At 70.1% G+C, this 26,131-nt stretch carries 17 protein-coding genes; all 17 read left to right on the top strand.

The features are described 5' to 3' along the window. Positions 1-152: 152 nt before the first annotated feature. The 17 genes from EJI01_RS21295 (at position 153) to EJI01_RS21215 (ending at position 26,123) form a co-directional block, all read left to right on the top strand. Positions 153-1,478: a DotU family type VI secretion system protein gene (locus EJI01_RS21295; protein WP_126839123.1), complete on the top strand. Its 1,326-nt coding sequence runs from the start codon at positions 153-155 to the stop codon at positions 1,476-1,478. Next, positions 1,475-5,074 carry a type VI secretion system membrane subunit TssM gene (gene tssM, locus EJI01_RS21290; protein ID WP_126839122.1) on the top strand — a complete coding sequence of 1,200 codons (3,600 nt, stop codon included), beginning with the start codon at positions 1,475-1,477 and terminating at the stop codon, positions 5,072-5,074. Before EJI01_RS21295 ends, tssM begins: the two co-directional genes overlap by 4 nt. Then, on the top strand, positions 5,071-5,721 hold the full coding sequence (tagF, locus tag EJI01_RS21285) for a type VI secretion system-associated protein TagF (RefSeq protein ID WP_260602565.1): 651 nt from the start codon (positions 5,071-5,073) through the stop codon (positions 5,719-5,721). Before tssM ends, tagF begins: the two co-directional genes overlap by 4 nt. Positions 5,722-5,776: 55 nt before the next feature. Further along, entirely contained in the window at positions 5,777-7,657 is a 1,881-nt protein-coding gene (locus EJI01_RS21280; protein WP_260602564.1) for a serine/threonine-protein kinase, read from the top strand. A 54-nt stretch (positions 7,658-7,711) separates the two neighbouring features. After that, entirely contained in the window at positions 7,712-9,382 is a 1,671-nt protein-coding gene (locus EJI01_RS21275) for a murein transglycosylase A (RefSeq protein WP_260602563.1), read from the top strand. Between the two features lie 263 nt (positions 9,383-9,645). Beyond that, complete coding sequence (locus EJI01_RS21270) at positions 9,646-10,410, top strand: hypothetical protein (protein WP_126839121.1); 765 nt, start codon at positions 9,646-9,648, stop codon at positions 10,408-10,410. Positions 10,411-10,429: 19 nt separating this feature from the next. Further along, the gene (locus EJI01_RS21265; protein ID WP_126839120.1) at positions 10,430-11,521 is read left to right on the top strand and encodes a hypothetical protein; all 1,092 of its coding nucleotides are present in this window, start codon (positions 10,430-10,432) and stop codon (positions 11,519-11,521) included. Next, positions 11,518-13,482 carry a caspase family protein gene (locus tag EJI01_RS21260; protein WP_126839119.1) on the top strand — a complete coding sequence of 655 codons (1,965 nt, stop codon included), beginning with the start codon at positions 11,518-11,520 and terminating at the stop codon, positions 13,480-13,482. Before EJI01_RS21265 ends, EJI01_RS21260 begins: the two co-directional genes overlap by 4 nt. Positions 13,483-13,491: 9 nt before the next feature. Next, entirely contained in the window at positions 13,492-14,046 is a 555-nt protein-coding gene (locus EJI01_RS21255) for a type VI secretion system tube protein Hcp (protein WP_126839118.1), read from the top strand. A 148-nt stretch (positions 14,047-14,194) separates the two neighbouring features. Continuing rightward, entirely contained in the window at positions 14,195-14,998 is an 804-nt protein-coding gene (locus EJI01_RS21250; RefSeq protein ID WP_126839117.1) for a type VI secretion system accessory protein TagJ, read from the top strand. Beyond that, positions 14,991-15,506: a type VI secretion system baseplate subunit TssE gene (tssE, locus tag EJI01_RS21245; RefSeq protein WP_126839116.1), complete on the top strand. Its 516-nt coding sequence runs from the start codon at positions 14,991-14,993 to the stop codon at positions 15,504-15,506. Before EJI01_RS21250 ends, tssE begins: the two co-directional genes overlap by 8 nt. 96 nt (positions 15,507-15,602) lie before the next feature. Next, positions 15,603-17,507 (top strand): type VI secretion system baseplate subunit TssF, encoded by a 1,905-nt coding sequence (tssF, locus tag EJI01_RS21240; RefSeq protein WP_126839115.1) that lies wholly within the window; start codon positions 15,603-15,605, stop codon positions 17,505-17,507. Further along, complete coding sequence (gene tssG, locus EJI01_RS21235) at positions 17,471-18,562, top strand: type VI secretion system baseplate subunit TssG (RefSeq protein ID WP_126839114.1); 1,092 nt, start codon at positions 17,471-17,473, stop codon at positions 18,560-18,562. Before tssF ends, tssG begins: the two co-directional genes overlap by 37 nt. Before the next feature lie 38 nt (positions 18,563-18,600). Further along, complete coding sequence (gene tssH / locus EJI01_RS21230; protein ID WP_126839113.1) at positions 18,601-21,276, top strand: type VI secretion system ATPase TssH; 2,676 nt, start codon at positions 18,601-18,603, stop codon at positions 21,274-21,276. A 16-nt stretch (positions 21,277-21,292) separates the two neighbouring features. After that, positions 21,293-22,339 (top strand): M35 family metallo-endopeptidase, encoded by a 1,047-nt coding sequence (locus EJI01_RS21225; RefSeq protein WP_126839112.1) that lies wholly within the window; start codon positions 21,293-21,295, stop codon positions 22,337-22,339. 1 nt (position 22,340) lies between these two features. Then, entirely contained in the window at positions 22,341-23,726 is a 1,386-nt protein-coding gene (locus EJI01_RS21220) for a tetratricopeptide repeat protein (protein ID WP_126839111.1), read from the top strand. Positions 23,727-23,750: 24 nt separating this feature from the next. Next, the gene (locus tag EJI01_RS21215; RefSeq protein ID WP_126839110.1) at positions 23,751-26,123 is read left to right on the top strand and encodes a type VI secretion system Vgr family protein; all 2,373 of its coding nucleotides are present in this window, start codon (positions 23,751-23,753) and stop codon (positions 26,121-26,123) included. Positions 26,124-26,131: the final 8 nt, after the last annotated feature.

Raw genomic sequence — 26,131 nt, 5'->3', positions numbered from 1 at the left:
AGGCTTCGCGCACTTCGTGTCGCTACGCCAACCCCCTCGCCGGGGGCGACACCAGCGGCCCGGCAAAGCCGGCTCCGCGGTGTCTCCCGAGTTCGTTTCCCTTCATCGCGTCCAGGGCCGGGTGATGTGCCGGCATCCGGCGCCACACTGCCATGACAACCCCCGACCCCTTCGCCGCCTTCGAGTCGGAGCGCACGGTCATCAAGCCGAAGCCGCGCGGGCCGGGCAACACGCCGGCCGTGCCGCCCAACTCGATGGGCGGCGGCGCCGATCCGCTGCCGGCCGAGATCGGCGAGCTGGGCCTGCTCAACCCGCTGGTGTCGGCCGCGGCCAAGCTCTTGGTGTTGATCGGCAAGCTGCGCAATCTGGCGCATGCGCCCAATGTGCCGGCGCTGCGGGCATCGACCGCCGATGCGGTGAACCAGTTCGATGCCGCCGCGCGCCGCGCCGGCATCTCCAACGAGACGGTGCTGGCCGCGCGCTACGTCCTCTGCACCTCTCTCGACGAAGCGGTGGCCAACACGCCCTGGGGCGTGCAGGGCGGCTGGAACAAGCAGAGCCTCCTGGTGCAGTTCCACAACGAGACTTGGGGCGGCGAAAAAATCTTCCAGCTGCTGGCCAAGCTCGCGCAGGACGTGCCCACGCACCGCCAGCTGCTGGAGCTGATCTACAGCGTGCTCGCACTCGGCTTCGAAGGCCGCTACCGCGTGATCGACAACGGCCGCGCGCAGCTCGACACCGTGCGCCAGCGCCTGGCCGACCTGATCGCGAAAGACCGTCCGCCGGTCGAGGCCGAGCTCTCGCCGCACTGGCGCGGGCAGGGCACGGGCTCGGCGCGCTTGCGCGAATCGCTGCCGATGTGGGTCTTCGCGGCCGGCTTCGCGCTCTTGCTGGCGCTCGCGTGGTTCGGCCTGCGGCTCACGCTCAACCACCGTTCCGACACCACCTACGCGGCCGTGTCCAGCCTGCGCGTGCCGCACCTGCAGATCGCGCCGCCCGCCATCCTGGCGAAGTCGCCGCGGCTCGCCAAGTTCCTCGAGCCCGAGATCAAGCAGGGCCTGGTCACCGTCACAGACGAGGCCGACCGCAGCACCGTGCGGCTGCGCGGCGACAGCTTCTTCGGCTCCGGCAGCGCCGATCCGATGGCGCAATCGCTGCCGGTGTTGAAGCGCGTCGGCGAGGCGCTGGCCGAGGTCAAGGGCGACGTGCTGATCACCGGCCATTCCGACAACCAGCCGATCCGCTCGATGCGTTATCCGTCCAACTGGCATCTCTCGGCCGCGCGCGCCGATGCGGTGAAGGGCGCGCTCTCCAACTACGTCGAGCCGGCGCGCATGCGTTCCGACGGCAAGGCCGATGCGGAGCCGGTCGCGGCCAACGACACGCCGGCCAACCGCGCGCGCAACCGCCGCGTCGACATCGTGCTCCTGAGCCCGCCGGACCAGGTGGCCGCCGAGCTCGCGGGAGCGAAGCGATGAAAAAGCTCTTCGGATGGCTCTTCCATCCCCTCCTGCTGACCGCGCTGGCGCTGCTCGTCGTCGCGCTGCTGATCTGGTGGATCGGCCCGCTGATCAAGATCGGCGCCCTGGCCCCGCTCGAAAGCGAGCTCTCGCGTGCCGTGCTGATCGGCGCGATCGTGCTGCTGGTGGCGCTGCGCGCCGTCTACCGCCGCTGGCGCACGCGCAAGGCCAGCCGGCATCTCACCGACGGCCTCATGAAGGCGCCCACCGCGCAGCCCGCGGCCGGCGCCGACAACGGCGAACAGAAGGTGCTCAACACGCGCTTCACCGAAGCCGTGGCCACCTTGAGGCAGATGCGCCTGCACGCGGCCGGCAAGAAGCCGGGCTGGCGCGACTGGCTCTCGCTCTCGGGCGGCAACTACCTCTACGACCTGCCGTGGTACGTGTTCATCGGTGCGCCCGGCGCGGGCAAGACCACGGCGCTGATCAACTCCGGCCTCTCGTTTCCGCTCGCCGACAAGTTCGGTCCCGGCGCGATCCGCGGCGTCGGCGGCACGCGCAACTGCGACTGGTGGTTCACCGACGACGCGGTGCTCATCGACACCGCCGGCCGCTACACCACGCAGGACAGCCACCAGACCGAAGACAAGAGCGCATGGGAAGGCTTCCTCGGCCTGTTGAAGAAGGTGCGGCCGCGGCGCCCCCTCAACGGCGTGTTCCTCACCGTCAGCGTGGCCGACCTGCTGAGCCAGGGCACCGAGGCGCGCAGCACGCTCGCGGCCTCGATCCGCGCGCGCCTGCTGGAGCTCGACGCCAAGCTCACGACGCGCCTGCCGGTCTATGTGCTGGTGACCAAGAGCGATCTGCTCTACGGCTTCAGCGAATACTTCGCCGACCTCGGCAAGGAGCAGCGCGCGCAGGTCTTCGGGTTCACGCTGCCGGTCGATGAGGGCGCTCAGGTCGACGAGAAGGGGCTCGCCACCGCCTTCCAGCGCGAGTTCGGCCTGCTGCACGAGCGCATCAACGACGGCCTGATCCAGCGCATGCAGCGCGAGACCGACGGCACGCGCCGCGCCGCGATCTTCGGCTTTCCGGCGCAGTTCGGCTCCATCGGGCCGCTCTTGTCCGACCTGCTCGACCAAGTCTTCACCGGCTCGCGCTTCGCGCAGCCGCCCTGGGTGCGGGGCGTCTACTTCACCAGCGGTACGCAGGAAGGCAGCCCGATCGACCGCGTGATGGGCAGCCTCGCGCGCAGCTTCGGACTCGAACGCGCCATGCTCCCGCCGCAGAAGAGCAGCGGGCGCAGCTACTTCCTCACCTCGCTGTTGCGCGACGTGGTGTTCCCCGAGCAGCGTCTAGCCGGCGCCGACGTCAAGCTCGAACGCCGCCGCAATGTGCTGCGCCTGGTCGGCGTGGCCGCGATGACGCTGCTCACCGTCGCGCTGCTCGCCGCCTGGGGCTGGAGCACCTGGCAGAACATGAACTACCTGAAGGCAGTCGAGGCGCGCGTCGAGCCGGCGCGGCAGACGCTGGCGGCGCTGCCTGCACGCGTGTCGAACCTGGTCGAAGTGGCGCCGGTGCTGCAGGCCTTGCGCAACATCTGGAAGACGCCCGAGAACCGCGAAGGCGAGGAACCGCTGTCGATGACGCTCGGCCTCTACCAGGGCGACAAGCTCGATGCCGCCGCGATGCTGGCGCATCAGCGCGCGTTGAACGAAGCCTTCCTGCCGCAGCTCGCCAAGCGCATCGAGGATCAGCTGCGCACCGCGCAGAAGGACAATCTCGAGTTCAGCTACGAGGCGCTCAAGACCTACCTGATGCTGCATCAGCCCGAGCGCTTCGATGCCGATGCGCTCAAGGCCTGGATCACGCTCGACTGGGCGCGCAGCCTCGACCGCGGCGTTCCCGAAGAACAGCGCAAGCTGCTGGAGGACCAGCTCGACGTGCTGATCGCCCAGGGCCCGCCGCGCTCGCCGCTCAAGATGGACGAGAACCTGGTGCGCAACGTGCGCGCCGTGCTCGCGAGCTACCCGCTGGAGCAGCGCGTCTTCAGCCGCCTCAAGCGCCAGCGTCTCGGCAAGGACATTCCGCCCTTCAGCGTCGCGAGCGCCGCCGGCCCCGCGGGCCCGCTGGTGTTCGAGCGTATCAGCGGCAAGCCGCTCGCAGACGGCGTGCCGGGCATGTTCACCTACGACGGCTACCACAAGCGCTTCCAGAACGAGGTCACGGTGCTCACCGGCCTGCTCGCCGGCGAAGACCCGTGGGTGCTGGGCCAGGAGCGCGGCGCGGCCGACCGGCTGCGCGACGCCGCCGCGCTCGGCGCGCTGACCGACCGCGTGCGCCGGCTCTACCTCGAGGAATACGTCAAGGTGTGGGAGGCGCTCCTGTCCGACGTGCGCCTGGTGCGCGCCACCGGCCTGGAGAAGAACATCGAGACCGCGCGCATCCTCTCGGGCACCGGCTCGCCCCTCGCGAGCTTCCTGCGCGCGGTGGTCAAGGAGACCACGCTGACGCCGGCCGAGACCGGCAAGGACGTGGTGAGCAAGGCCACCGAGACCGTGCGCAACACCCGCAAGGGCCTCGAAGACCTGTTCGGCGGCGACCCCGGCAAGCCGACGGCCGCGCCCAGGCGCATCGAGAGCATCGTCGACGATCGCTTCGAGCCATTGCGCCGGCTCGTCACTTCGCCCACGCCCAACGGGCCGGCGCCGATCGACGATGCGCTCAAGCTCTTCAACGAGGTCTACGTCTACCTCACCGCGGTCGATACCGCGGTCAAGAGCCGCAGTTCGCCGCCGCCCGGCGACGTGGCGGGCAAGCTCAAGTCCGATGCCGGGCGCCTGCCGGAACCGGTGCGCACCATGGTCGAGAACCTGAGCCAGGCCGGCGCCACGCAGGCACGCGTGGCCGAGCGCGGCAGCCTGAGCCAGGACCTGCGTCCGGTGACCGAGTTCTGCACCCGCGCGATCGCCGGGCGCTACCCCTTCGTCCAGAGCAGCAAGCGCGACGTGCTGCCCGAGGATTTCGGCCAGATGTTCGGCCCCGGCGGCCTGATGGACGAGTTCTTCCAGAAGCGGCTGGCTTCGCTGGTCGACACCAGCACGCGGCCCTGGCGCTACAAGCCGGTGGCGGAGCAGGGCGCGATCACGGTCCAGGCCATCGCGCAGTTCGAGCGCGCGGCGCGCATCAAGGACATCTTCTTCCGCGCCGCCGGCCGCACGCCCGCGATGCGGCTGGATTTCAAGCCGGTCGAGATGGATGCCGGCATCACGCAGTTCATCCTCGACGTCGACAGCCAGCTCGTGAAGTACGCGCACGGCCCGGTGGTGCCGATGGCCGTGCAGTGGCCCGGTCCCAAGGGCAGCAACCAGGTGCGCGTGCAGGTCAGTCCGCCCTCGACCAGCGGCAGCTCGGGCATGGCGGTCGACGGGCCCTGGGCCCTGTTCCGCGTGCTCGACGACGGCCAGCTCGAAGCCGGCGACGCGCCCGAGAAGTTCTTCATCACCTTCCAGATCGGCGCGCGCAAGACCCGCTTCGAGGTCACGACCAACAGCGTGCAGCATCCGATCCGCTTGCGCGAGCTGCGCGAGTTCGCATGTCCGGAGGGCTTGTGACTTCGCAGCAGGATGCCGCTTCGAACATGGCGCCGGGCTGGTTCGGCAAGCTGCCCGGCATGGGCGACTTTGCGAACCGCCGCTTGCCCGAGACCTTTCGCAGCGAGTGGGACCGCTGGCTGCAGCAAGGGCTGGCGCGCCTGCGCCTGCGGCACGAGGACTGGACCGATCGCTATCTCCAGGCGCCGCTGTGGTGCTTCGTGCTCGGCGAGGGTGTGATCGGCGCCGGCGGCTGGCTCGGCGTGATGATGCCTTCGGTGGACGGCGTGGGGCGTTACTTTCCCTTCACGATCGCGGCCGAGCTGGTGTCCTCGCGCCCCGCGCTGCAAGGCCCGGTGCTGGCGCGCACGCAGCACTGGTGGACGCTGGCCGCGCAGGTCGCGCTCGAAGGGCTGGAGCACGATCTCGATGCGCAGCGCTTCGATGCGCGCCTGCAGGAATTGTTTGCGGGCTTCGCGGCCGAAGCGGGCGAGGGCGACAGGCCGCCGTTGGCGCTGCCGGTGGCGCGCCACTCGCTGTGGTTCACCGATCCGGTGGCCGAAAGAGGCCCCGGTATGACCAGCAAGGGCCTGCCGCAGGACGACCAGTTCGATGCGCTGTTCGGCTTCGGGCCCGATGCGGCGGCGCAGGAGGGAGAGGCACCATGAGCCGCCGGGCCGCTCCCGAGGCGAATACCGCAGCGCGCAGCGCGGAGCTTGCCCGATGAACGCCACGCCCGACGACGACCGGCCCCCCGGCGCGCCGCCGCAAGAGGGCGACGACCGCACGCAGGTCGTCACCGGCCGGCCCGTGCCTGCGCCCGCGCCCGACGAAGGCGCGACGGTCATCTCGGGCGGCGCGGCGCTGCCTTCGAGCGAGATGCCCACCGGCGCCGGCATCACGCGCGCCGAGAAGGCGCCGAGCAACGCCGAGGCCGGGCTGCTGCCGGTGGGCAGCCGGCTGGCCGAGTTCGAGGTCACGCGCATCGTCGGACAGGGCGGCTTCGGCGTGGTCTACGAGGCCTGGGACCCGACGCTCGAACGCGTGGTCGCGATCAAGGAGTACCTGCCGACCTCGCTCTCGACGCGCCAGCTGGACGGCACGGTCGCGCCGCTCTCGGAACGGCATCGCGAGACCTTCGAGCTCGGCATGCGCAGCTTCATCAACGAGGCGCGCCTGCTGGCCCAGTTCGACCATCCCTCGCTGCTGAAGGTCTATCGTTTCTGGCAGGAGCGCGGCACCACCTACATGGTGATGCCCTTCTACCGCGGCGACACGCTGCGGCAGGCGCTGGCTAGCATGCCGGGAGGCGTCGACGAAGCCTGGCTGATGCGCATCATGGACGGCGTGACGCAGGCGCTCGCGGTGATGCACCACGCCCACTGCTACCACCGCGACATCGCGCCCGACAACATCATCCTGCTCGAAGGCTCGGGCCGGCCGGTGGTGCTGGACTTCGGTGCCGCGCGGCGCGTGATCACCGACAAGACGCAGGCGATCACCGTCATCCTCAAGCCCGGCTACGCGCCGATCGAGCAGTACGCCGAGATGCCCGACATGTCGCAGGGCGCATGGACCGATGTCTATGCGCTCGCGGCCGTGATGCACGTGGCCGTCAGCGGCCGCGCGCCGCCGCCCTCGGTCGCACGCCTGCTGGCCGACAGCTATGTGCCGCTGGCGGGCAACGACGCGCTGCTGCAGCGCTACAGCCCCGGGCTGCTCGCGGCCATCGATGCCGGCCTGGGCGTGCGGCCGGAATCGCGGCCGCAGTCGATGGAAGCGCTGCGCGCGGCGCTGGGCCTGGAGGGCGACCGGACGGTGATCCGTCCGCCGGCGCCTTCGTCCGCTGCCGCGGGTGGGCGTGCTGCCGGCGCAAGTCCTGCCGTGCCCGCGCCCGCACCGGCTCCCAAGGGCAAGGGCGCGGCGATCGCCGCCGTGGCTTCGGTGGCGGCTCTTGCCGCCGCGGGCGGGTGGTGGTGGTTCCAGGGCCAGTCCGACGACGCGACGCCGGCAGCTGCCGCTCCCCCGCCGCCCAGCGAAGTCGCCCAGGCACCGGCGCCTCCACCGCCGCCGCCTCCGCCGCCGGCCAAGCCGCGCACGCCGGCCGAGTCGCTGCGGTCGCTGGCCGAAGGCGCCGCGCCGGGCTTCGAAGTGACGGCGAGCCCGCGCAAGGCCGAGGTGGCGGTCGGCAAGGACAGGCTCGGCTTCGAGGTGCGCAGCAAGCGCGAAGGCTTCGTCTACGTCTACCTGTTGTCCAGCGGCGGCGAGATGTTCCTGCTGTTCCCGAACCTGCTCGACAAGCACAACAAGATCGCCGCCGGCGCTTCGCTCTCGCTGCCGCGCGCCTCGTGGCCGATGGATGCGGGGGGGCCGGCCGGCATCAACGAGTTCGCCGTGCTGGTCAGCGAGCACGAGCGCGACTTCAGCGCCTCGGGCGTCCAGAACGACGGCGTGTTCCCGCAGTTCCCGCTGTCCGTGCTGGCCGCGCTCGAGGCTGCACGAGGCAGCGGGCCGCCGCCGCTCGCAGGCAAGCCGGTGTGCGCGCCCAACACGCCGTGCAGCGACGTCTATGGCACGGCGTTTTTCAGAATCACCGAGAAGTAATCGTCTGTGGGGCAGCGGCCTGCCAGGCCTCGCCCCCCAGACCAGGAGTTCTTCATGAACAAGCTCTCTTCGCCGATCTTCGCTTCACCCGCCCGCCGGGGTGCCGCCCTCGTCGCCATGGCCGCGCTCGCGGCCTGCGGCACGATGCCGGGACCGGGTGCCATCAGTTCCACTGCGGCTCCGGCTCCGGCTCCGGCTCCGGCTCCGGCTCCGGCGCCCGCGCCGGCCTCGGCCAGCGCCTCGGTCGTCGCGCCTGCGGCACCCGCGCCGGCACCGGCCGCGCCCGCACCCGCCGCCTCGCGTCCGCCTTCGACAGGCGCCAGCGTCGCCGGCCAGTCGCGCACCTTCTCGACCCAGCTCGCGACCTACACCTCTGTCGGCTTCGACGCGGTGCCGGGCTGGGGCCGCGACGATTTCGCCGAGAGCTGGCCCGCCTTCCTCGGCAGCTGCAAGGTGCTGACCGGCCGCGGCACCGAGTGGCGGCAGGTCTGCGAGCGCGCCCGCGCCGTCGACGACAAGAACAACCCGGCGATCCGCGGCTTCTTCGAGCGCGAGTTCTCGGCCTACCAGATCCGCGACGACGACCGAAGGCCCGACGGCGTGGTGACCGGTTACTTCGAGCCCGAGATCACCGGCAGCCGGCAGTACGCGCCGCCCTTCATCTACCCGGTGTACGGACAGCCCGAGGACATGCTGTTCGCAGATGCGCGCAAGCTGCCGGCCGGCAGCGGCACGGTGGCAGCGCGCGTCGTAGGCCGCAACGTGGTGGTGCAGAGCGGCCTCAGCACGCGCGACATGGGGGCGCCCGGCCTCTATGCGCTCGACCTCTCGGCCGTCACGCGCGACACGCTGGACCGCAAGGTGCGCCTGCGCATCGAGGGCAAGCGTCTCCTGCCCTACTACACGCGCGAGGAGATCGAGACCAAGGGCGCGCCCAACGCCCGCGTGCTGGCCTTCGTGAACAGCGCCACCGCGCTTTACGAGATGCAGATCCAGGGCTCGGGCCGCATCCGCCTGCCCAACGGCGATGTGATCCGCGTCGCCTATGCCGAGCAGAACGGCCAGCCCTTCCGGCCGACGCTGGCGCGGTCCTCGTCGGGCAAGGCGCGCAGTCCGGTCAAGGTGCGCGGCGGCGCGATCGAACTCGAGCTCGACGACGGCGACGACGAGGAGGACGACAACGACACCTCGGTGATTCGCACGCGCGGCTTCACGCTCGCGCGCCCGGTCAACAGCGGCGCCGTCGTGGTGCCGGGGCGGCGCGCGACCGGGCCGGTGATCGGCACCGGCATCAAGGACCCGAGCTATGTGTTCTTCAAGGAGTCGCCGAGCACCGGCGGCGGGCCGGTCGGTGCCTTCGGCGTGCCGCTGTCGGCCGGCCGCTCGATCGCCGTCGATCCGCGCAGCACGCCGCTGGGCTATCCGGTCTTCGTCTCCACGCGTGCGCCCGGCACCGGCACGCCGATGCAGCGGCTCACCATCGCGCAGGACACCGGCGGCGCGATCCGCGGCGCGGTGCGCGCCGACTATTTCTTCGGCAACGGCCAGCAGGCCGCGACCCAGGCCCGGCGCATGAAGGAGCGCGGCCAGCTGTGGATCCTGCTGCCGCGCGGGCTCGCCGTGGCGGCGGCTGCGACCTCGACCATCCGCACGCGCGGGGCGGCGGTCGGTGCCGACTTGCCGCAATGCCTTGTGCCTGAAGAAGGCGCGTGCGTCGATGACTAGGAAAGGCGGAATGCTGATGGGCGCGGCGGCGGGCGGTGTGGACGCGCCCGGTGCCCCCACCCCAACCCTCCCCCAGAGGGGGAGGGAGCAAGACAGGATGCGATGCGATTCTCTGGCGCGCAGGCGGTATGACTCCCTCCCCCTCTGGGGGAGGGCGGGGGTGGGGGCGCTGGGCATCCCTGGCGCACGCACATATCGACCACCCGCACCACATCCCGAGCGAACGGCCCAAAGCGAGAACCTGCTTTAGCCGAAACAACGCCATGCAGGAAACCCTGTCCTCGGAACAAAGCATCGAACTCGTCCGTCTCTGGCGGCGCAGGCAGACGCTGTCTGCGGCAGAGATGGGCGAGATGTACCGCATGGTCGGCGACGCGCTGCGCAGCTGCAACCCGCCCGAGCTGCGCGTGCTCGGCGAAGGCCGGCAGGAACTGGTGGCCCAGTTCATCTACGTCAAGGTGCTGCGGCTCGACGCCGATCCGGACGAAGCGGACGATGCCGCGCGCAGCGAGGCCGCGAGCCACAGTGCGCCCTCGAGCGCCTTCGCGCTGTGCGCCTACTTCCGGCGTTACCTGATCGACTGCACGCGCGCGAGCGCCTTCCGCCGCAAGCTCTCGATCGGCGACCAGATCACCGAGAGCCAGCTCGAGGCCCACGTCGGCGCAGCCGACAACGCGCAGGACGAGCTGGCCGAGCACGGCCTCAGTGCGCCCTCGGTGCACGCCGCGGCGCGTGCTTTCATCGCGGGGCTGCCCGAGCCCGAGCGCATCCTCCTGTGCGAAGGCTTCGGCCGCGAGGCGGCGGGCGGCCTGTCGGGCGTGGCCGCGCGCCATGCCATCGCCTCCTACCACTACCGCGCCGGCCGGCTCGGCCTCGTGCACAAGCGCGAAGGCCTGCCGGCCGACTATGCGCGCACCACGCTGGGCCAGTGGATCTCGCAGACCCTCGGCATCGCGATCGAGGCCGGCAACATGGGTGCGATCCTGCAGGTTTTCAAAATCCTGGGCGCTGAAGCGTCTTATGCCTGAAGACATAGGACAAAGCACCATGCCCATCGACCTCTGGCCCCCGCTCAGCCTCATCCGCGGCACCCTCGGGCGCGGTGGCGATCTCGCCGCTGCTGGCGAGGGCGCTGCCACGCTGGCCGAGTCGGCCGCGATGCCGGCGCGACAGTCCGACCAGACCCTGCTGCTGCCCTTGACGGAGCTGGCCCGCCGCCGCGAGGCCTTGGCGCAGCGCGCCTTTCCGGCCCGCTGGGCGCCGGGCCGCCTGGTGAGCGTGCTGCACGAGGGTCGACTGCTCGGCGTGCTGCTCGACAAGTGCCTGCATGACACGCTGTGGCGCGGGTGGATGGCCGCCGGCGAAGCCGACTGGGCCAGCGCCTTCGACGTGCTGCTCGAACCCGGCGACGAACCCTTCGAGCCTATGTTCGGGCTCATCCAGACCTGGAACGTGCTCACGCTCGAACAGACGCCGCAACTCTGCGCCCGCGTGCTCGGCGAGGTCTCGGCCACGCGGCTGGCCGCGATCCGCGCGGTGCACGACGAATGGGCCGTGCAGCAGCCGCTGGCCATCGAGCCCGAGCCCGGCCGCATCGCGCTGCGAACGGCCGGCGGCGTGTTCTCCGTGCTCTCGGGCACGCCGCTGGGCGTGGGCGATCCGCGCGCCGACTACCAGAGCCTCTACCTCGAAGCCGCGGCGCGGCTCGCCACGCCGCTGCAGGCGACGCCGAAGCCCGGCAATCCTGCCGTCGCGGCGCCGGCAGGAGAGGGCTGGTGGCCGCGCGTGAAGACCTGGTTCGGCGCCGACCGCGTGGTGCGCCCCGCACTGGCGCTGCTGGCGCTGGTGGTCGTGGTGCAGAACGCGGCGCTGCTGCGGCCCGGCGCCGAAGACGACGAGGTCAGGTTCCGCTCGGTGCAGGGCCCCGTCACTTCCGCCGCGCCGGCCGAGCTGAGCCTGCGCTGGAAGGCCGGCGTCGGCATGGACGATGCGAGCGCGCTGCTGCGCTCGGCCGGCGCCGAGACGGTGGGCGGACCGGATGCCGATGGCCGCTGGCGCCTGCGCTTCGTGGCCGATGCGGCACAGGGCCGCGTCATGCTGGCCGGCTCGCCGCTGGTCGAATCGGTCGGACCGCCATGACGAGGCGCCGCCTGCGCATCGTGCTGCTGCTGGCCATGCTGGCCGCAGCCGCCTGCGCGAGTGCGGCGCAGCGCGCCTTGCTGGTGGGCGTGTCCGAGCTGGTCCATCAGCCGGCGTCGCTGTGGCTGCAGGCGCCGCGCAACGACGTGATGCTGATGCGCCAGGCCTTGCTCGAGCATGGCTTCGCGGCCGCCGACATCGCGGTGCTGGCCGACGGCGTGAGCGGCGCCGCGCTGCCCGAGGCAGAGCGCATCCACGAGGCGCTGGCCCGGCTGCTCGAACAGTCGAAGAGCGGCGACTTCGTGCTGCTCTACTTCTCGGGCCACGGCACGCGTTGGCGCGATGCGAGCAAGCGCTACCAGGAGCCGGACGGCCTGGCCGAGAACTTCCTCGCGCGCGATGTGCGTGGCGCGGTGGGCGGCAGCGGCGCCTTGCCGGGCGGCCTGCGCGACGTCGATGTCGACCGCTGGGTGCAGGCCTTCCTGGCGCGCAACGTGTTCGTCTGGTCGGTGTTCGACACCTGCTCGGCCGCGTCGATGACGCGCGGCCGCGCGCCCGCGGGCGCCGAGCTTGTCGCGGGCTCGCCGGACGACGAGGTGCGCTTTCGCGGCATCCGCGCGGACTCGCTGGCGCAGGGCACGGCCGGCGCCGCCGTGCCGCCCGCGCCCGCGGCGCCGGCCGTGCCGCGAGCGCGCTACGTGGCCTTCTTCGCCTCCGAAAGCCACCAGGTCACGCCCGAGCTGCGGCTGCCGCGCAAGAGCCGCGACGCGCAGCCCCAGGGCCTCCTGACCTGGGCCGTGGCGGAGGCATTGCAGCGCCGGCCCGCGACCTGGCGCGAACTCTTCGACGGCGTGCTCGCGCTCTACCCGCCGGTGATCGCCGAGCTCGAGGCGCGCTTTCCGCAGCGCGAGCTGCCGTCGCCGGTGGCCGAAGGCAATCTCGATGCGCCGCTGTTCGCCAACAGTGCGCAGCCGCTCGGCACGCGTCCGGTGTGGCGTGCGCAGCGCAGCGGTGCGAGCCTCGCGATCCAGGCCGGCCAGCTCGACGGGCTGGTGCCGCGGCAGGACCTGCGCGTACTCGCGAGCCTGGACGACGGCACCCGGCGCAGCGCCTCTGCCACGCTCGCGCAGCTCGAACTCGGCAGCGCGCAGCTGCCGGTGCCGGCCGCGCTGCGCGATGTGCCGGGCAGCGCGCTGTGGAGCGTGACCCCGCTGGCCGAGCCGGCCGCCTTCGCGCTGCGCGTGCGCGCCGACAAGCCCTTGCCCGCGGGACTGAGCCTCGACTACCCCGCTTCCATCCGCCTGGCGCGCGCGGGCGAGGACGCGAGCGAGGCCGATCTGCGCTGGACCGATCTCGGCGCCGCCGGCCACCGGCTGGAGCCGCTCTCGCCCGCGCTCGGAACGGGCACCAGTGGGATCGCGGCCGACCCCGCGGCCTTGCGCGAGCGCCTGCAGGGCCTCGCGCGTCTCAAGTGGCTCGGCGAACTGAACCGGCTGGCCGGCAGCGCGCGCCTCGACGGCTTCGAGGCCGCGCTGGAAACCTGGCGCGCCGACCGCCTGCTGCGCAGCGAGCCCCTCGCCCGCAGCGCCACGCCGAACCCGTTGCTCGCGGGCGAGCGCCTCGTGCTCCACGTGCGCAACACCGGCGGGACCTCGCTCGACATGGTGATCGTCGGCATCGATGCGGAAGGCGGCCTGCGGCCGGTGTATCCCGATGCCGCCGGCGCAAGCAACCGTTTCGAACGCGGCACGCGCGAGCAGCCGGCGGCCAAGCAGTTCGAGCTGCCGTGGCTGGCGGGCGCGGGTGCGCGCCTCTTCGTGCTGGCGACGCCGGCCGTGCCGCACAGCGCGCCGCGCCTGTTCGGCGCGGGCGTCGATCCGGCCCTGGCCGATCTGCGCGTGCGCGGGCAGCTCGGTGCACCGAAGGAGCGGCAGCTCTTTGCCGCGATGGTTTTTTTCTAGGAGATCGACATGGGCTGGACTTCTGATGGCGCGGTGGACCCGGACGAGGGCCTGCGCCTGCTCGACCTCGTTTCCGAAGAGGCGGGCGACGACTACTGGATGCTGCTCGAATCCAAGGGCAAGGCGATCGAAGGCGATTCGGCGCGCCCCTTCGCGGACGGCAAGCCGCGCCTGGAAGTCGGCGGCTTCCGCTATCAGTTGGACGTTTTCTCGCCCCCGGGTTCCACCAAGGGACAGCTGCGCGCCGCCGCGGTCTTCGTCGTTCGCGATTGCGATGCCGCGAGCGCGTCGATCGCGAGCCTGCTGCGCGACCAGGTGAATGACCTGAAGGTGGTGATCTCGGTCTACAAGGCCGGCGGCGACACCTCGAAGGACCTGCAGCCGCACCTGGAGCTGGAGCTGACCCAGGCGCGCCTGCTGAACCACACGATGCTCACCGCCGCCAGGTCGGCGCGGCCGCGCGAAATCATCCAGATCGAGTACCAGGGCCTCGAGATCCGCTCCGCGCCGCAGAGCGAGACCGGCCTGCGCGGCGCGGTGCGCACTTGCACCATCAAAAAATGAACCCACCCCCAGGCTTGCCTACTTCGTGTGGCCGCCAACCCCCTTGCAGGGGGCAACACCAGCGGCCCGGCGAAGCCGGTTCCGCGGTGTTCCCCGAATGGGTTACGACTGTTTCATGCATTGCGCATCGCGCCAAGGAGTCACTGAGATGACCAGCTCTGCCGAATTCCTCCAGTCCGCCGACCCCGCGTCCGCGCTCAAGGCCCTGACCGACGAGGTGCGCGCCAAGCCCGCCGACAGCAAGCTGCGCGTCTTCCTGGCCCAGCTGCTGTGCGTGCTCGGCCAGTGGGAGCGCGCGCTCAACCAGCTCAACGTCGCGGCCGAGCTCGATGCGATGGCCATTCCGATGAAGCAGGTCTACGGCGAGGCCGTGCGCTGCGAGGGCCTGCGTGCCGAGGTGTTCGCCGGCACGCGCACGCCGATGGTCTTCGGCCAGCCCGACGAATGGCTTGCGCTGCTGATCGAGTCGCTGCTGCGCCAGGGCGTGGGCGATGCGAAGCTGGCCGAAGACCTGCGCCGGCGCGCCTTCGACGCCGCGCCCGCGACGCCGGGCACGCTCGACGGCAAGCCCTTCGAATGGCTCGCCGATGCCGACATGCGCCTGGGCCCGGTGCTCGAAGCCTTCGTCAACGGCCGCTACTACTGGATTCCCTATGCGCGGCTGGCGCACGTGAAGCTCGATCCGCCCGAAGACCTGCGCGACTGCGTTTGGCTGCCGGCGCATCTGCAATTCGAGAACGGCGGCGAGACGCTGGCCCTGGTGCCCGTGCGCTACGAAGGCACCGAGAAGAGCAGCGACGGCGCATTGCAGCTCGCGCGCAGGACCGAGTGGCGCGAACTGCAGCCCGAGGTCTGGGCCGGGCTCGGCCAGCGCATGCTGAGCAGCAGCGACGGCGCCGAGCATGCGCTGATGGACGTGCGCGAGATCCTGTTCTCGACCGGCGATGCCTGAGCTCACCGCACAGGAACGCCTGCAGCCTTCGCTGCTCGATCGCCTGGTCGACCATGCGCCCGGCGAGCAGCGCGAGAGCGACGACAAGCGCACCCTGACCCGGCAGGCGCTGCGCCAGGCCGTGCTGCGCGACCTGAGCTGGCTCTTCAATGCCACGGGCCATGGCCTCGCCTTCGACGACAAGCGCTTTCCGAACGCGGCGCGCTCGGTGCTCAACTACGGATTGCCTATGCTGTCCGGCCAGTTCACGTCCTCCGTTCAGCGTGTCAGCATGGAACAGGCTCTGAAGAACGCCATCCTGCAGTTCGAGCCCCGCATCCTGCCTCGCACACTCGAAGTTGAACTCGTCATGGAAGGCTCGGCACTTGATTCTCACAACCGCATCGGCCTTCGGATCCGCGGCATGCTCTGGGCCCAGCCCGTGCCGCTGGAGTTCCTGATGCGCAGCCGGATCGATCTAGAGGAGGGCCGGATCGAGATTGAGGACATGACAAGCCCGAGAACATGAGCCCCCCGGCTTGTCGCTTTGCGTACTTCGCCACCCCCCGTGGGGGAGGCCCGGCCGCCTTGGGGCGGCCCGGCGGCGCCCGGAGGTAACCCAGTCATGGACCCGCGCCTGCTGACCCTGTACGAACAGGAACTGCGCTACTTCCGCGAGAGCTCGGCGGAGTTCGCGCGCGCCTTCCCGAAGATCGCCAACCGCCTGGGCATCGAGGGCCAGGAGGTCGCCGACCCCTATGTCGAACGGCTGATCGAGGCCACCGCCTTCCTGTCGGCGCGCGTCGCCTTGAAGCTCGATGCCGAATACCCGCGCTTCACCGGGCACCTGCTCGACATCGTCTATCCGCACTTCATGGCGCCCACGCCATCGATGGCCGTGGTGTCGATGACGGCCGATCCCGACGATGCCAATCTCGCGACCGGGCCCACGCTGCCGCGCGGCAGCGGGTTGCGCGCGCGCCAGGCCGTCGGGCAGAACACGCACTGCGAGTTCCGCACCGCGCGGGCGCTGCGACTCTGGCCAATCGAAGTGCTGCGGGCGCAGTACTTCAGCTACGCGCCCGACCTGCCGCTCGCCCAGCATGCGCAGTCGCGCGAGATCCGCGGCGGCCTGCGCATCGCGCTGCGCGCCACCGCCGGCCTCAAGTTCGACCAGATCCCGCTCGACGAACTGCTGATCCATTTCGGCGGCGCCGAAGACGTCGCCTGGCAGCTGCACGAGTGCATGCTTGGCAAACCCATCGGCGTGATGGTGCAGCCGCTGGCCGCCGGCGGCGCGGCCTCGGGTGCGGCGGGCAGCGCGGTGCGCCACCTGCCCGCGAGCGCGGTGCAGCCCGCGGGCTTCGAGGACGACGAGGCGCTCCTGCCCGTCACCGCAACCGGCTTTTCCGGTCATCGGCTGGTGCAGGAGTACTTCGCCTTTCCGCAGCGCTTCCAGTTCGCGCGCATCACTGGCTTGCAGCGCGTGCTCGCGTCGATGGTGGTGACCGAGGTGGAGATCGTGGTGCTGTTCTCGCGCGGCGATGCGGCGCTCGAGAAACTGGTGAGCGCCGACAACGTGCAGCTGCATTGCGTGCCGGTCGTCAACCTCTTCGGCAAGCGGCTCGACCGCGTGGCCGTGACCGAGGGCGTGAGCCAGTTCCACCTGGTGCCCGACCGCACGCGCCCGCAGGACTTCGAGGTGCACACCGTCACCGAGGTGGTCGGCCACGGCAACCCCGGCACCCCCGGCGCGGCGCTGGAGCAGCTCTTCCTGCCCTTCTATGCGGCCTTCCACGGCAGCCGCCACAGCCACCCGGCCTACTTCACCACCACGCGCGAGCCGCGCATGCTCTCGGCCAAGCAGCGCACCGAGGGGCATCGCAGCAGCCACATCGGCTCCGAGCTCTACATGCAGATCGTCGATCCGCAGCAGGCGCCGTATTCCGGCGCGCTGCGGCAGCTGGCGGTGACCGCGCTGGTGACCAACCGCGACCTGCCGCTCCTGATGCCGCTCGGCCGCGAGAGCGACTTCGACTGCATCGATTCGTCGCCGGTGCAGCGCATACGCATGGTGCGCGGCCCCTCGCGTCCGATTTCGCCGGTGGTGGGCCAGGGCCTGGGCTGGCGCGTGGTGGACCACCTGGCGCTCAACTACCTGTCGCTTGCCGACAGCTCGCGCGAGGAGGGCGCAGCGGCGCTGCGCGAGATGCTGATGCTCTATGCGACGCACGCCGACGAGGTGCGCCAGAGCCAGGTGCGCGGGCTGCTGTCGGTGCGCGCCAAGCCGGTGGCGCGCCGGCTGCCGCTGGCCGGGCCGATCGCCTTCGGCCGCGGGCTCGAAGTCACGCTCGAGGTCGACCGCAATGCCTTCCACGGCCACAGCGCCTTCGTGTTCGGCGCCGTCATGGCGCGCTATCTGGCGCGCCACGTGGAGGTCAACCACTTCGTCGAGACCGTGCTCACGGCCTCGGGCAAGGGCGAGATCATGCGATGGAGGCCGCTGTGCGGGGCACGCCCGATCCTGTAGCCGTGCCGGCGTCGCGGCCCGAGAGCGTGGCCGAGCGCGTGCAGGCGTGCGCGGACCAGCCCTGGGCCTACGACTACTTCGCCCTCATGCGGCGGCTCGAGGCGCTCGCCGCGCCGTCGCCGCGCTGGGGCCGCGCGCTGCTGCCCGGCGCCGAACCGGTGCGCGTCGGGCAGGAGCCATCGCTGTCCTTCGCGCCGGCGAGCTTCAGCCGCTTCGAGCCGGCCGGCGCGCATTCGCCGCCGCGGCTGCGCCAGCATTTCTTCGGCTACCTCGGCCCCAACGGACCGCTGCCGGTGCACCTGAGCGACTTCATCCGCGAGCGCACGATCAACCATGGCGATCCGACCTGGCTCGCTTTCCTCGACAGCTTCGCGCACCGCTTCAGCCTGTTCTTCTACCGCGCCTGGGCCCAGGCCCGGCCGGCGGTGGGGCTCGACCGGCCGAAGGAGGATGCCTTTCGCCGCCAGGTGGGCGCGCTGGTCGGCATCGGCACCGCCGCGCGGCAGGAGCGCGACGAGATCCACGACGACGCGCGGCTGCACTTCTCAGGCTGGCTCGCACGCCGCGTGCACAACGCCGAGGGCGTGGAGGCGGTGCTGCAAGGCTACTTCGGCGTGCCGGTGCGGCTCGAGCCCTGGGTCGGGCACTGGATGACGCTGCCCGCGGAGGAACTCACGCGCCTGGGCCGCGGCGAGGCGTCGCGTTCTCTGGGCATGGGCGCGATGCTCGGCCGGCGCGCCTGGGATCGCCAGCACAGCGTGCGGCTGCACCTGGGGCCGCTCGGTTTCGAGCGCTATCGCATGTTCCTGCCGAACGGTTCGGCGCGGCCCGCGCTGCAGCGCTGGATGCAGCAGCTCTTGGGCGACGAGCTGCACTGGGATGCCGAGTTGATTCTGGAAAAGCAGCAGGTGCCGCCCACGCGCCTCGGCGAGCGGAAGGGCAACGCGCCGCGCCTGGGCTGGGCTTCATGGCTCGGCGAGTGCAAGCGCACGCGCGATGCGCTCGATGTCCGCATCGACGGCGACGCGCCTGTCCATCGAGCGGCACTTCAATAAACACGGAAGTGGTTCGTCATGCACACACGGAGAAACTCATGAGTGAAATCAGCCGCACGGCCTTGTTCGGCAAGCTCAATTCGCTGGCCTACAAGGCGATCGAGGGCGCCACGGTGTTCTGCAAGATGCGCGGGAACCCGTACGTCGAGCTGGAGCACTGGTTCGCCCAGCTGCTGCAGGCGCAGGACTCCGACCTGCACCGCGTGATCCAGCACTACCAACTGGACATCTCCGTCATCGCCAAGGACATGACGGCCGCGCTCGACCGCCTGCCGCGCGGCGCAACGGCGATCAGCGACTTCTCGCCGCACATCGAGAACGCGATCGAGCGCGCCTGGACCTACGCCACCCTGCAGTTCGGCGAGGCGCAGGTGCGCACCGGCTACCTGCTGGTCGGCATGCTGAAGACGCCGAGCCTGCGCAATCCGCTGCTCGGCCTGTCCAAGCAGTTCGACAAGGTCAAGCTCGAGGACCTGGCCGACAACTTCGCCAGGATCTGCGATGCCTCGCCCGAATCGAAGATGCGCGCGCAGGACGGCACCGGCATCGGAAGCGGCGCCCCCGGCGAGGAGAGCGGCGCGATGGCGCCGGCCGCCATGGGCAAGGGCGATGCGCTGAAGAAGTTTGCTGTCGACCTCACGGAGAAGGCGAAGAAGGGAGAGATGGATCCGGTGACCGGGCGGGACGAGGAAATCCGCCAGATCGTCGACATCCTGATGCGGCGCCGCCAGAACAACCCGCTGCTGACGGGTGAGGCGGGCGTCGGCAAGACGGCGGTGGTGGAAGGCTTCGCGCAGCGCCTGGCGCGCGGCGACGTGCCGCCGCAGCTCAAGGACGTGAAGCTGCTCACGCTCGACATCGGCCTCCTGCAGGCCGGCGCCAGCATGAAGGGCGAGTTCGAGCAACGCCTGCGGCAGGTGATCGACGAGGTGCAGGCTTCGCCCACGCCGATCATCCTGTTCATCGACGAGATCCACACGCTGGTGGGCGCGGGCGGCGCGGCGGGCACCGGCGATGCGGCCAACCTGCTGAAGCCGGCGCTGGCGCGCGGCAACCTGCGCACCATCGGCGCCACCACCTGGGCCGAGTACAAGAAGTACATCGAGAAGGACCCGGCGCTGACGCGGCGCTTCCAGGTCGTGCAGGTGCCCGAGCCCGACGAGACCAAGGCGATCCTGATGCTGCGCGGCGTCGCCAGCGTGCTCGAGAAGCACCACCGCGTGCAGCTGCTCGACGAGGCGATCGAGGCGGCGGTGAAGCTGTCGCACCGCTACATCCCCGCGCGGCAATTGCCCGACAAGGCCGTGAGCCTGCTCGACACCGCCTGTGCGCGCGTCGCCGTGTCGCAGCACGCGATGCCGCCCGAAGTGGAAGACTGCCAGCGCCGCATCGAGGCGCTCACGGTCGAGAGCGAGATCATCGGCCGCGAGGAGGCGATCGGCATCGACGTGCGCAAGCGCTCGACGCAGGCGCAGGCGCTGCTTGCCGAATCCAATGCCGAACTCGAGAAACTCAATGCGCGCTGGAAGGAAGAGAAGGGGCTGGTCGACCGACTGCTCGAGTTGCGCGGCAAGCTGCGCGCCGGCAACAAGCCGGTGGATGCGGAGACACCAGAAGTTGGAGACCGCGCCGCATTGCTCGCCGAGCTCCACGAACTGCAAGCCAAGATCAGCAGCGTGCAGGGCGAGTCTCCGCTGATCCTGCCCTCGGTCGATTCGCAGGCCGTGTCCTCGGTGGTGGCCGACTGGACCGGCATCCCGGTCGGGCGCATGCAGCGCAACGAGATCGAGACCGTGCTCAATCTGCCGAAGCTGCTGGGCCAGCGCGTGATCGGCCAGGACCACGCGATGGAGATGATCGCCAAGCGCATCCAGACCTCGCGCGCGGGGCTGGACAACCCGAGCAAGCCGATCGGCGTGTTCATGCTGGCCGGCACCTCCGGCGTCGGCAAGACCGAGACCGCGATCGCGCTGGCCGAGGCGCTGTACGGCGGCGAGCAGAACATGATCGTCATCAACATGAGCGAGTACCAGGAGGCGCACACCGTGAGCTCGCTCAAGGGCGCGCCGCCCGGCTACGTCGGCTACGGCGAAGGCGGCGTGCTCACCGAGGCCGTGCGCCGCCGGCCCTACAGCGTGGTGCTGCTGGACGAGGTGGAGAAGGCCCATCCCGATGTGCACGAGCTCTTCTTCCAGGTCTTCGACAAGGGCTTCATGGAAGACGGCGAAGGCCGCAGCATCGACTTCAAGAACACGCTGATCCTGCTCACCACCAACGCCGGCACCGACCTGATCGCCAGCATGTGCAAGGACCCGGAGCTCATGCCCGAGCCCGAAGGCATGGCCAAGGCGCTGCGCGATCCGCTGTTGAAGATCTTCCCGCCCGCGCTGCTGGGCCGGCTGGTCACCATCCCGTACTACCCGCTCTCCGACGAGATGCTGGGCAGGATCGTCGAGCTGCAGTTGAAGCGCATCAAGAAGCGGGTCGAGGCGCGCTACCAGATCCCGTTCGACTACTCGGACGATGTGGTGAAGCTGGTGGTCAGCCGCTGCACCGAGAGCGAGTCGGGCGGCCGGATGATCGACGCCATCCTCACCAACACCATGCTGCCCGACGTCAGCCGCGAGTTCCTGAATCGGATGATGGAAGGCAAGGCGATCGAGAAGGTCGAGGTGGGCGTGGCCGACGGCGGCTTCTCCTACAGGTTCCACTGACGTCGAGGAGACGAGCATGCCCGTCATGAGCTACGACACCTGGATGCGGCGCACGCGCCGCGGCCTGACGAAGCCGCGCAGCTCCGAACTGCGCGTGGTCGATGCCGCGCTGAAGTCCTTCACCGAGCGCCCTGACTCGCAGACCCTGGGAGCGCTCAAGCTGGCAGTGAAGAACTGGACGGACTCCAAGGACGAGCCCCTGAGGAGCATCCGCAACAGCGATGGGGCGGTGGCTGACCTTCTGCGCCAGCTGGGCGAGGAGGACAAGGCCAGCGCGCAGCACCAGACGGCCAAGAGCAGCATCCAGCGCATGAACCGGCCCGCCGGCCTGTTGGGCGAGATCGCCGGCGGCGCGGGCAAGCTGGCTGCCGGCCAGCTCGGCGCGGACTACAGCGGCATGCTGCTGAAGCTTGAGACGGACCCCAACTTCGACAACGTGCGCTACGAAGGCTTCGCGGGCGAGAAGCTGCAGAAGGCGCGGCTCGGCTACGCCGACGCGATGCTCGGCGCGCAGAAGGCGACCATGGGCATGCGCGCAGCGCTGATGGGCGTGGCCACCGGACGCGGCGCCGGCTCGCCCGAGCTCGAGCGCTACACCACCTGGTTCGGCACCGCGTCGAGAGCGGCCATGGAGGACATGCTGCAGAAGGCCGAGACCATGCTGCTGGCCATGAAGACGCGGCCCGTCACCTTCGTGCTGCGCGAAACCATCACGAACCACTACATCAATGGCGTGGATCCGCTCGGGCCGACGGTGGACGACGTGGTCGGACCCGGCGTCTACGGCTATGTGTGGAATGCCGGCAACCACACGGGCTCGGGCATGCGCGTGGTGATCAACCAGCGCTTCCTCACCAAGCCCGACCGCTACGAAGGGCCGGCCGCGACCATCTACCACGAGCTGACGCACAAGGTGCTGGGCACCACGGACAAGGACTCCGCGGGAGCGCTGGTCTATGGCATTCCCGGATGCAGGGCGCTGGCCCGGACGAACCCCGGCGATGCACGCCAGCTGGCCGACTGCTGGTCGTACTACGCCATCAGCTTCTTGAAAACGATCTAGGATGCAGAAACGGAAGACGCGCTCCCATCGTCGTCTCGTGCCGCTCGCCGAGGGGCTGGGGCCTCACCAGGCTCTGGCGCTGGCCGTGCAGTTGCACCGCGCCGGAGGACTCGACGATGCGGAGAAACTCTACGAGCGCATCCTCCAGGTAGCGCCGGCCCACGCCGATGCGATGCACTTCAAGGGCGTGCTGGCGCACCAGCGCGGCCGCAGCGAACAGGCCCTGGAGCTGATCCGCGGCTCCATCGCCTTGAACGCGGCCGTGCCCGACTGGCACAACAACCTGGGCAACGTGCTGCTCGAAACCGGCCAGGTCGACGCCGCCGCCGATGCCTACGAGCAGGCCGCGCGCCTGGCGCCTGCGCGCGCCGACATCCACAACAACCTCGGCGTGCTGCGGCGCGAGCAGGGCCGCGCCGAAGCGGCCGAGAGCGCCTACCGGCGCGCCATCGAGCTGGATCCGAAGAACGTCGAGGCCCACACCAATCTCGGTCGCCTGCTCAACGGCCTCGGGCGCGAAGAGGAATCGATGCGCTGCTTCTGCGAGGCCCTGCTGCTGAAGCCCGGCCATGCGCCGGCGCGCGAGGCGCTCGGCCTGGCCTACTACACGCTCGGGCGCTTCGAGGAGGCGGCGCAGGTGTACCGCGACTGGCTGGCGGACGAACCCGGCAACCCGGCGGCCCGCCATCATCTCGCGGCCTGCTCGGGCGAAGGCGTGCCGGAGCGTGCTGCCGACGACTACGTGGAGAAGGTGTTCGACGGGTTTGCCGACAGCTTCGACGCCAAGCTGGCGCACCTGCACTACCGCGCGCCCGAGCTGATCGCGCAGACCGTGGCCGGGCTGCTGGGCGCGCCGCGCGGCGAGCTCGACGTGCTCGACGCCGGCTGCGGCACCGGGCTGTGCGGCCCGCTGCTCGCGCCCTACGCGCGGCGCCTGGAAGGCGTCGATCTCTCGCAGCGGATGCTGGCCCGGGCCCGTCTGCGGCAGGTCTACGACGCGCTGGCCAAGGCCGAGCTCACGGCCTTCATCGAAGGCGCGGCGCCGGCTTCCTACGACCTCGTCATCTCGGCCGACACCTTGTGCTACTTCGGCGACCTGCGTGCGGTGGCCAAGGCCACGGCCAGGGCGTTGCGGCCGGGCGGCTGGCTGGTGTTCACCGTCGAGGCCCTCGATGCGCAGGAGGATGCGAAGGAGGCGGGCTTCCATCTGCACCACCACGGCCGCTACAGCCATCGCGACAGCTACCTGCGCGAAGTGCTTGCGGAAGCGGGGATGGTCGCCGGCGCGGTGGCGGCCGCGCACCTGCGCATCGAAGGCGGCAAGCCGGTCGACGGCTGGATCGTTTCGGCGCAAGCCCGCGAAGCGGCGACCTCCCGTTCGTCCTAGAAAAGCACACAGAAAGAAAAGGCAATGGCCGATACGCAGTTCATCATCAAGAGCGATTCGCCCGTCAACGACGACCTGATGTTCTGGAGCGTGGTGGGCCAGGAAAGCCTGTCGCGGCCGGCGATCTACGAGCTGACCGTGCTGTCGGCGAACGAGAAGATCGACGCCAAGGACATTCTCGGCCGCGCCTTCGACGTGGTGTTCGAGTTCCTCGATGCCGACGGCGCCAAGCATGAGCGCCACTGCCAGGGGCATGCGGTGCGCTTCATGCGCAAGGGCAGCGTGGGGCGCTACTTCGAATACCGCTTCACGCTGCGCTCGTGGTTCTGGCTGCTCACCAAGCGCAGCAACTCGCGCATCCTGCAGGACAAGCCGGTGCTGGACCTGCTCGACGCGGTGTTCGAGGACAGTCCGATCAAGCGCTTCAAGAAGATCAAGACCGACAAGGTCATCGGCACGCACGATGCGCGGCGCTACAGCGTGCAGCACCAGGAGAGCGACTACCAGTACCTCTCGCGGCTGCTCGAGGACGAGGGCGTCTACTACTGGTTCGACGCGCACGACGCGCCCGGCACCATGCACCTGGCCGACGCGAGCGACGTGGCGCACAAGAAGCTGCCGGTCGTCGACACGCTGAACTACCTGTCCACCGGCGCGAGCGAGGCGCGCTTCAACGAGATCAGCCTGTGGGTGGATTCGCGCCGCCTCGACACCGGAAGCTTCGCCTCGCGCGACAGCGACTTCAAGGCGATCCGCAAGAAGCTCAGCGCCGACAAGGGCGACCCGGACGTGCACGAGCTGGCCGATTTCGAAACCTTCGAATTTCCCGGCGGCTACTTTCGCGAAGCCGACACCGAGGACGCCGCCAAGGTGCGCACCGAGGAGCTGGTGGCGCGCCGTCGCCTGAACTGGGCGATCACGCGCTGGCCCGACGTCGCCGCGGGGATGAACTTCAGCTTCAAGGGCCATCCGGCCGGCGGCGCCGACGGCGACTACCTGATCGCGAGCTGCGCCTTCGTCGTGACGCATCCGGGCTACGAGAGCATGAGCGAGAGCGACAGCCAGGTCGAGCGGCAGGGCCAAGTGCTGCTCGATCTGCTGCGCGAGGACCCGATCAACGCGCACTGGATCGAGGCGCTGCAGGACATCGTGCGCGCCTCGCCGGAGCTTTCCCAGCCGGTGCGCGGCAACGGCGTCTTCCTGCTCACCGTGCTGCCGGCCGAAACCCTGTTCCGCCCGCCGCGGCTGACGCCGCGCGTGACCATGCCCGGCCCGCAGAGCGCGATCGTGGTCGGGCCGAAGGGCGAGGAGATCCATGCCGACGACTTCGGCCGCGTGAAGGTGCATTTCCACTGGGATCGCTACGACGAGAGCAACGAGAAATCCACCTGCTGGGTGCGCGTGTCGCAGCCCTGGGCCGGCAAGGGCTGGGGCGGCTACTTCATCCCGCGCATCGGGCAGGAGGTGATCGTCGATTTCCTGAACGGCGACCCGGACCGCCCGATCATCGTCGGACGCGTCTACAACGACGACCAGCCGATCCCCTTCGACTCGCACACGCAGAGCGGCATTCGCACGCGCTCCACGCCCAAGGGCAGCGCGGCCAATTGCAACGAGCTGCGCTTCGAGGACAAAAAGGGCTCGGAGCAGGTCTTCCTGCATGCCGAGAAGAACCAGGACATCGAGGTCGAGAACGACGAGACGCACTGGGTGGGTCACGACCGCAAGAAGACGGTGGACAACGACGAGACCAGCGCGATCAAGAACAACCGCACCGAAAAGGTCGGCGTCGACGAGAAGATCGACATCGGCGCCAATCGCACCGAGACCGTTGGCGCCAACGAGGACATCACCATCGCGTCGAACCGCACCGAGTCCGTCGGCGCCAGCGAGACCGTGACGATCGGCGCGGCGCGGGATCACACCATCGGCGCGGACGACACGAAGACCGTGGGTGCCGGCGAAAGCATCACCGTCGGCGCCTCGCGCACCGACACGGTCGGCGGGTCGATGACCCAGAGTATCGGCGGCTCGCTCAAGCAGACCGTCGCCGGCGGCATCACGACGACGACGGCCGGTGCCTACACCATCACCGCGACCGGAGGCTTGACGGTCTGCGCACCGGGAGGCGTGAAATACATCGACAGCTTCTTCAGCCGCCTGGGCGGCAACCTGCTCGAGAACTACAACAACATCGTCAAGCTGACGCCGATGAGCATCGAGGGCACGGGCTTCAAGGCCGAGGCCTGCGGCATCAAGATCGACGAGGGCGGCCTCTTCAACAAGAAAGCCGGGGTGGCGCTGCTGCATCTGGGAAGCTTCCTCGAGAACGCCGGTCCGGTGCTGAAGAAGGCCGCCGTGGTGGTGGACAAGGCCGGCCTGCATCTGATCGGGTGAGCGAGCCC

Origin of the sequence: Variovorax sp. MHTC-1 (genome assembly GCF_003984645.1) — a bacterium.
Classification (GTDB): Bacteria; Pseudomonadota; Gammaproteobacteria; order Burkholderiales; family Burkholderiaceae_C; genus Variovorax.
Note: the sequence above shows the minus strand (reverse complement) of the source record. Positions and strands in the feature narration are given on the sequence as shown.

Coding starts and splice junctions, on each gene's coding strand:
- EJI01_RS21280 (WP_260602564.1), top strand. CDS start 5,777: ATGAACGCCACGCCCGACGACGACCGGCCCCCCGGCGCGCCGCCGCAA.
- EJI01_RS21255 (WP_126839118.1), top strand. CDS start 13,492: ATGGGCTGGACTTCTGATGGCGCGGTGGACCCGGACGAGGGCCTGCGC.
- EJI01_RS21295 (WP_126839123.1), top strand. CDS start 153: ATGACAACCCCCGACCCCTTCGCCGCCTTCGAGTCGGAGCGCACGGTC.
- EJI01_RS21270 (WP_126839121.1), top strand. CDS start 9,646: ATGCAGGAAACCCTGTCCTCGGAACAAAGCATCGAACTCGTCCGTCTC.
- tssF (WP_126839115.1), top strand. CDS start 15,603: ATGGACCCGCGCCTGCTGACCCTGTACGAACAGGAACTGCGCTACTTC.
- EJI01_RS21265 (WP_126839120.1), top strand. CDS start 10,430: ATGCCCATCGACCTCTGGCCCCCGCTCAGCCTCATCCGCGGCACCCTC.
- EJI01_RS21220 (WP_126839111.1), top strand. CDS start 22,341: ATGCAGAAACGGAAGACGCGCTCCCATCGTCGTCTCGTGCCGCTCGCC.
- tssE (WP_126839116.1), top strand. CDS start 14,991: ATGCCTGAGCTCACCGCACAGGAACGCCTGCAGCCTTCGCTGCTCGAT.
- tssM (WP_126839122.1), top strand. CDS start 1,475: ATGAAAAAGCTCTTCGGATGGCTCTTCCATCCCCTCCTGCTGACCGCG.
- tssG (WP_126839114.1), top strand. CDS start 17,471: ATGGAGGCCGCTGTGCGGGGCACGCCCGATCCTGTAGCCGTGCCGGCG.
- EJI01_RS21215 (WP_126839110.1), top strand. CDS start 23,751: ATGGCCGATACGCAGTTCATCATCAAGAGCGATTCGCCCGTCAACGAC.
- EJI01_RS21250 (WP_126839117.1), top strand. CDS start 14,195: ATGACCAGCTCTGCCGAATTCCTCCAGTCCGCCGACCCCGCGTCCGCG.
- tssH (WP_126839113.1), top strand. CDS start 18,601: ATGAGTGAAATCAGCCGCACGGCCTTGTTCGGCAAGCTCAATTCGCTG.
- EJI01_RS21225 (WP_126839112.1), top strand. CDS start 21,293: ATGCCCGTCATGAGCTACGACACCTGGATGCGGCGCACGCGCCGCGGC.
- EJI01_RS21275 (WP_260602563.1), top strand. CDS start 7,712: ATGAACAAGCTCTCTTCGCCGATCTTCGCTTCACCCGCCCGCCGGGGT.
- EJI01_RS21260 (WP_126839119.1), top strand. CDS start 11,518: ATGACGAGGCGCCGCCTGCGCATCGTGCTGCTGCTGGCCATGCTGGCC.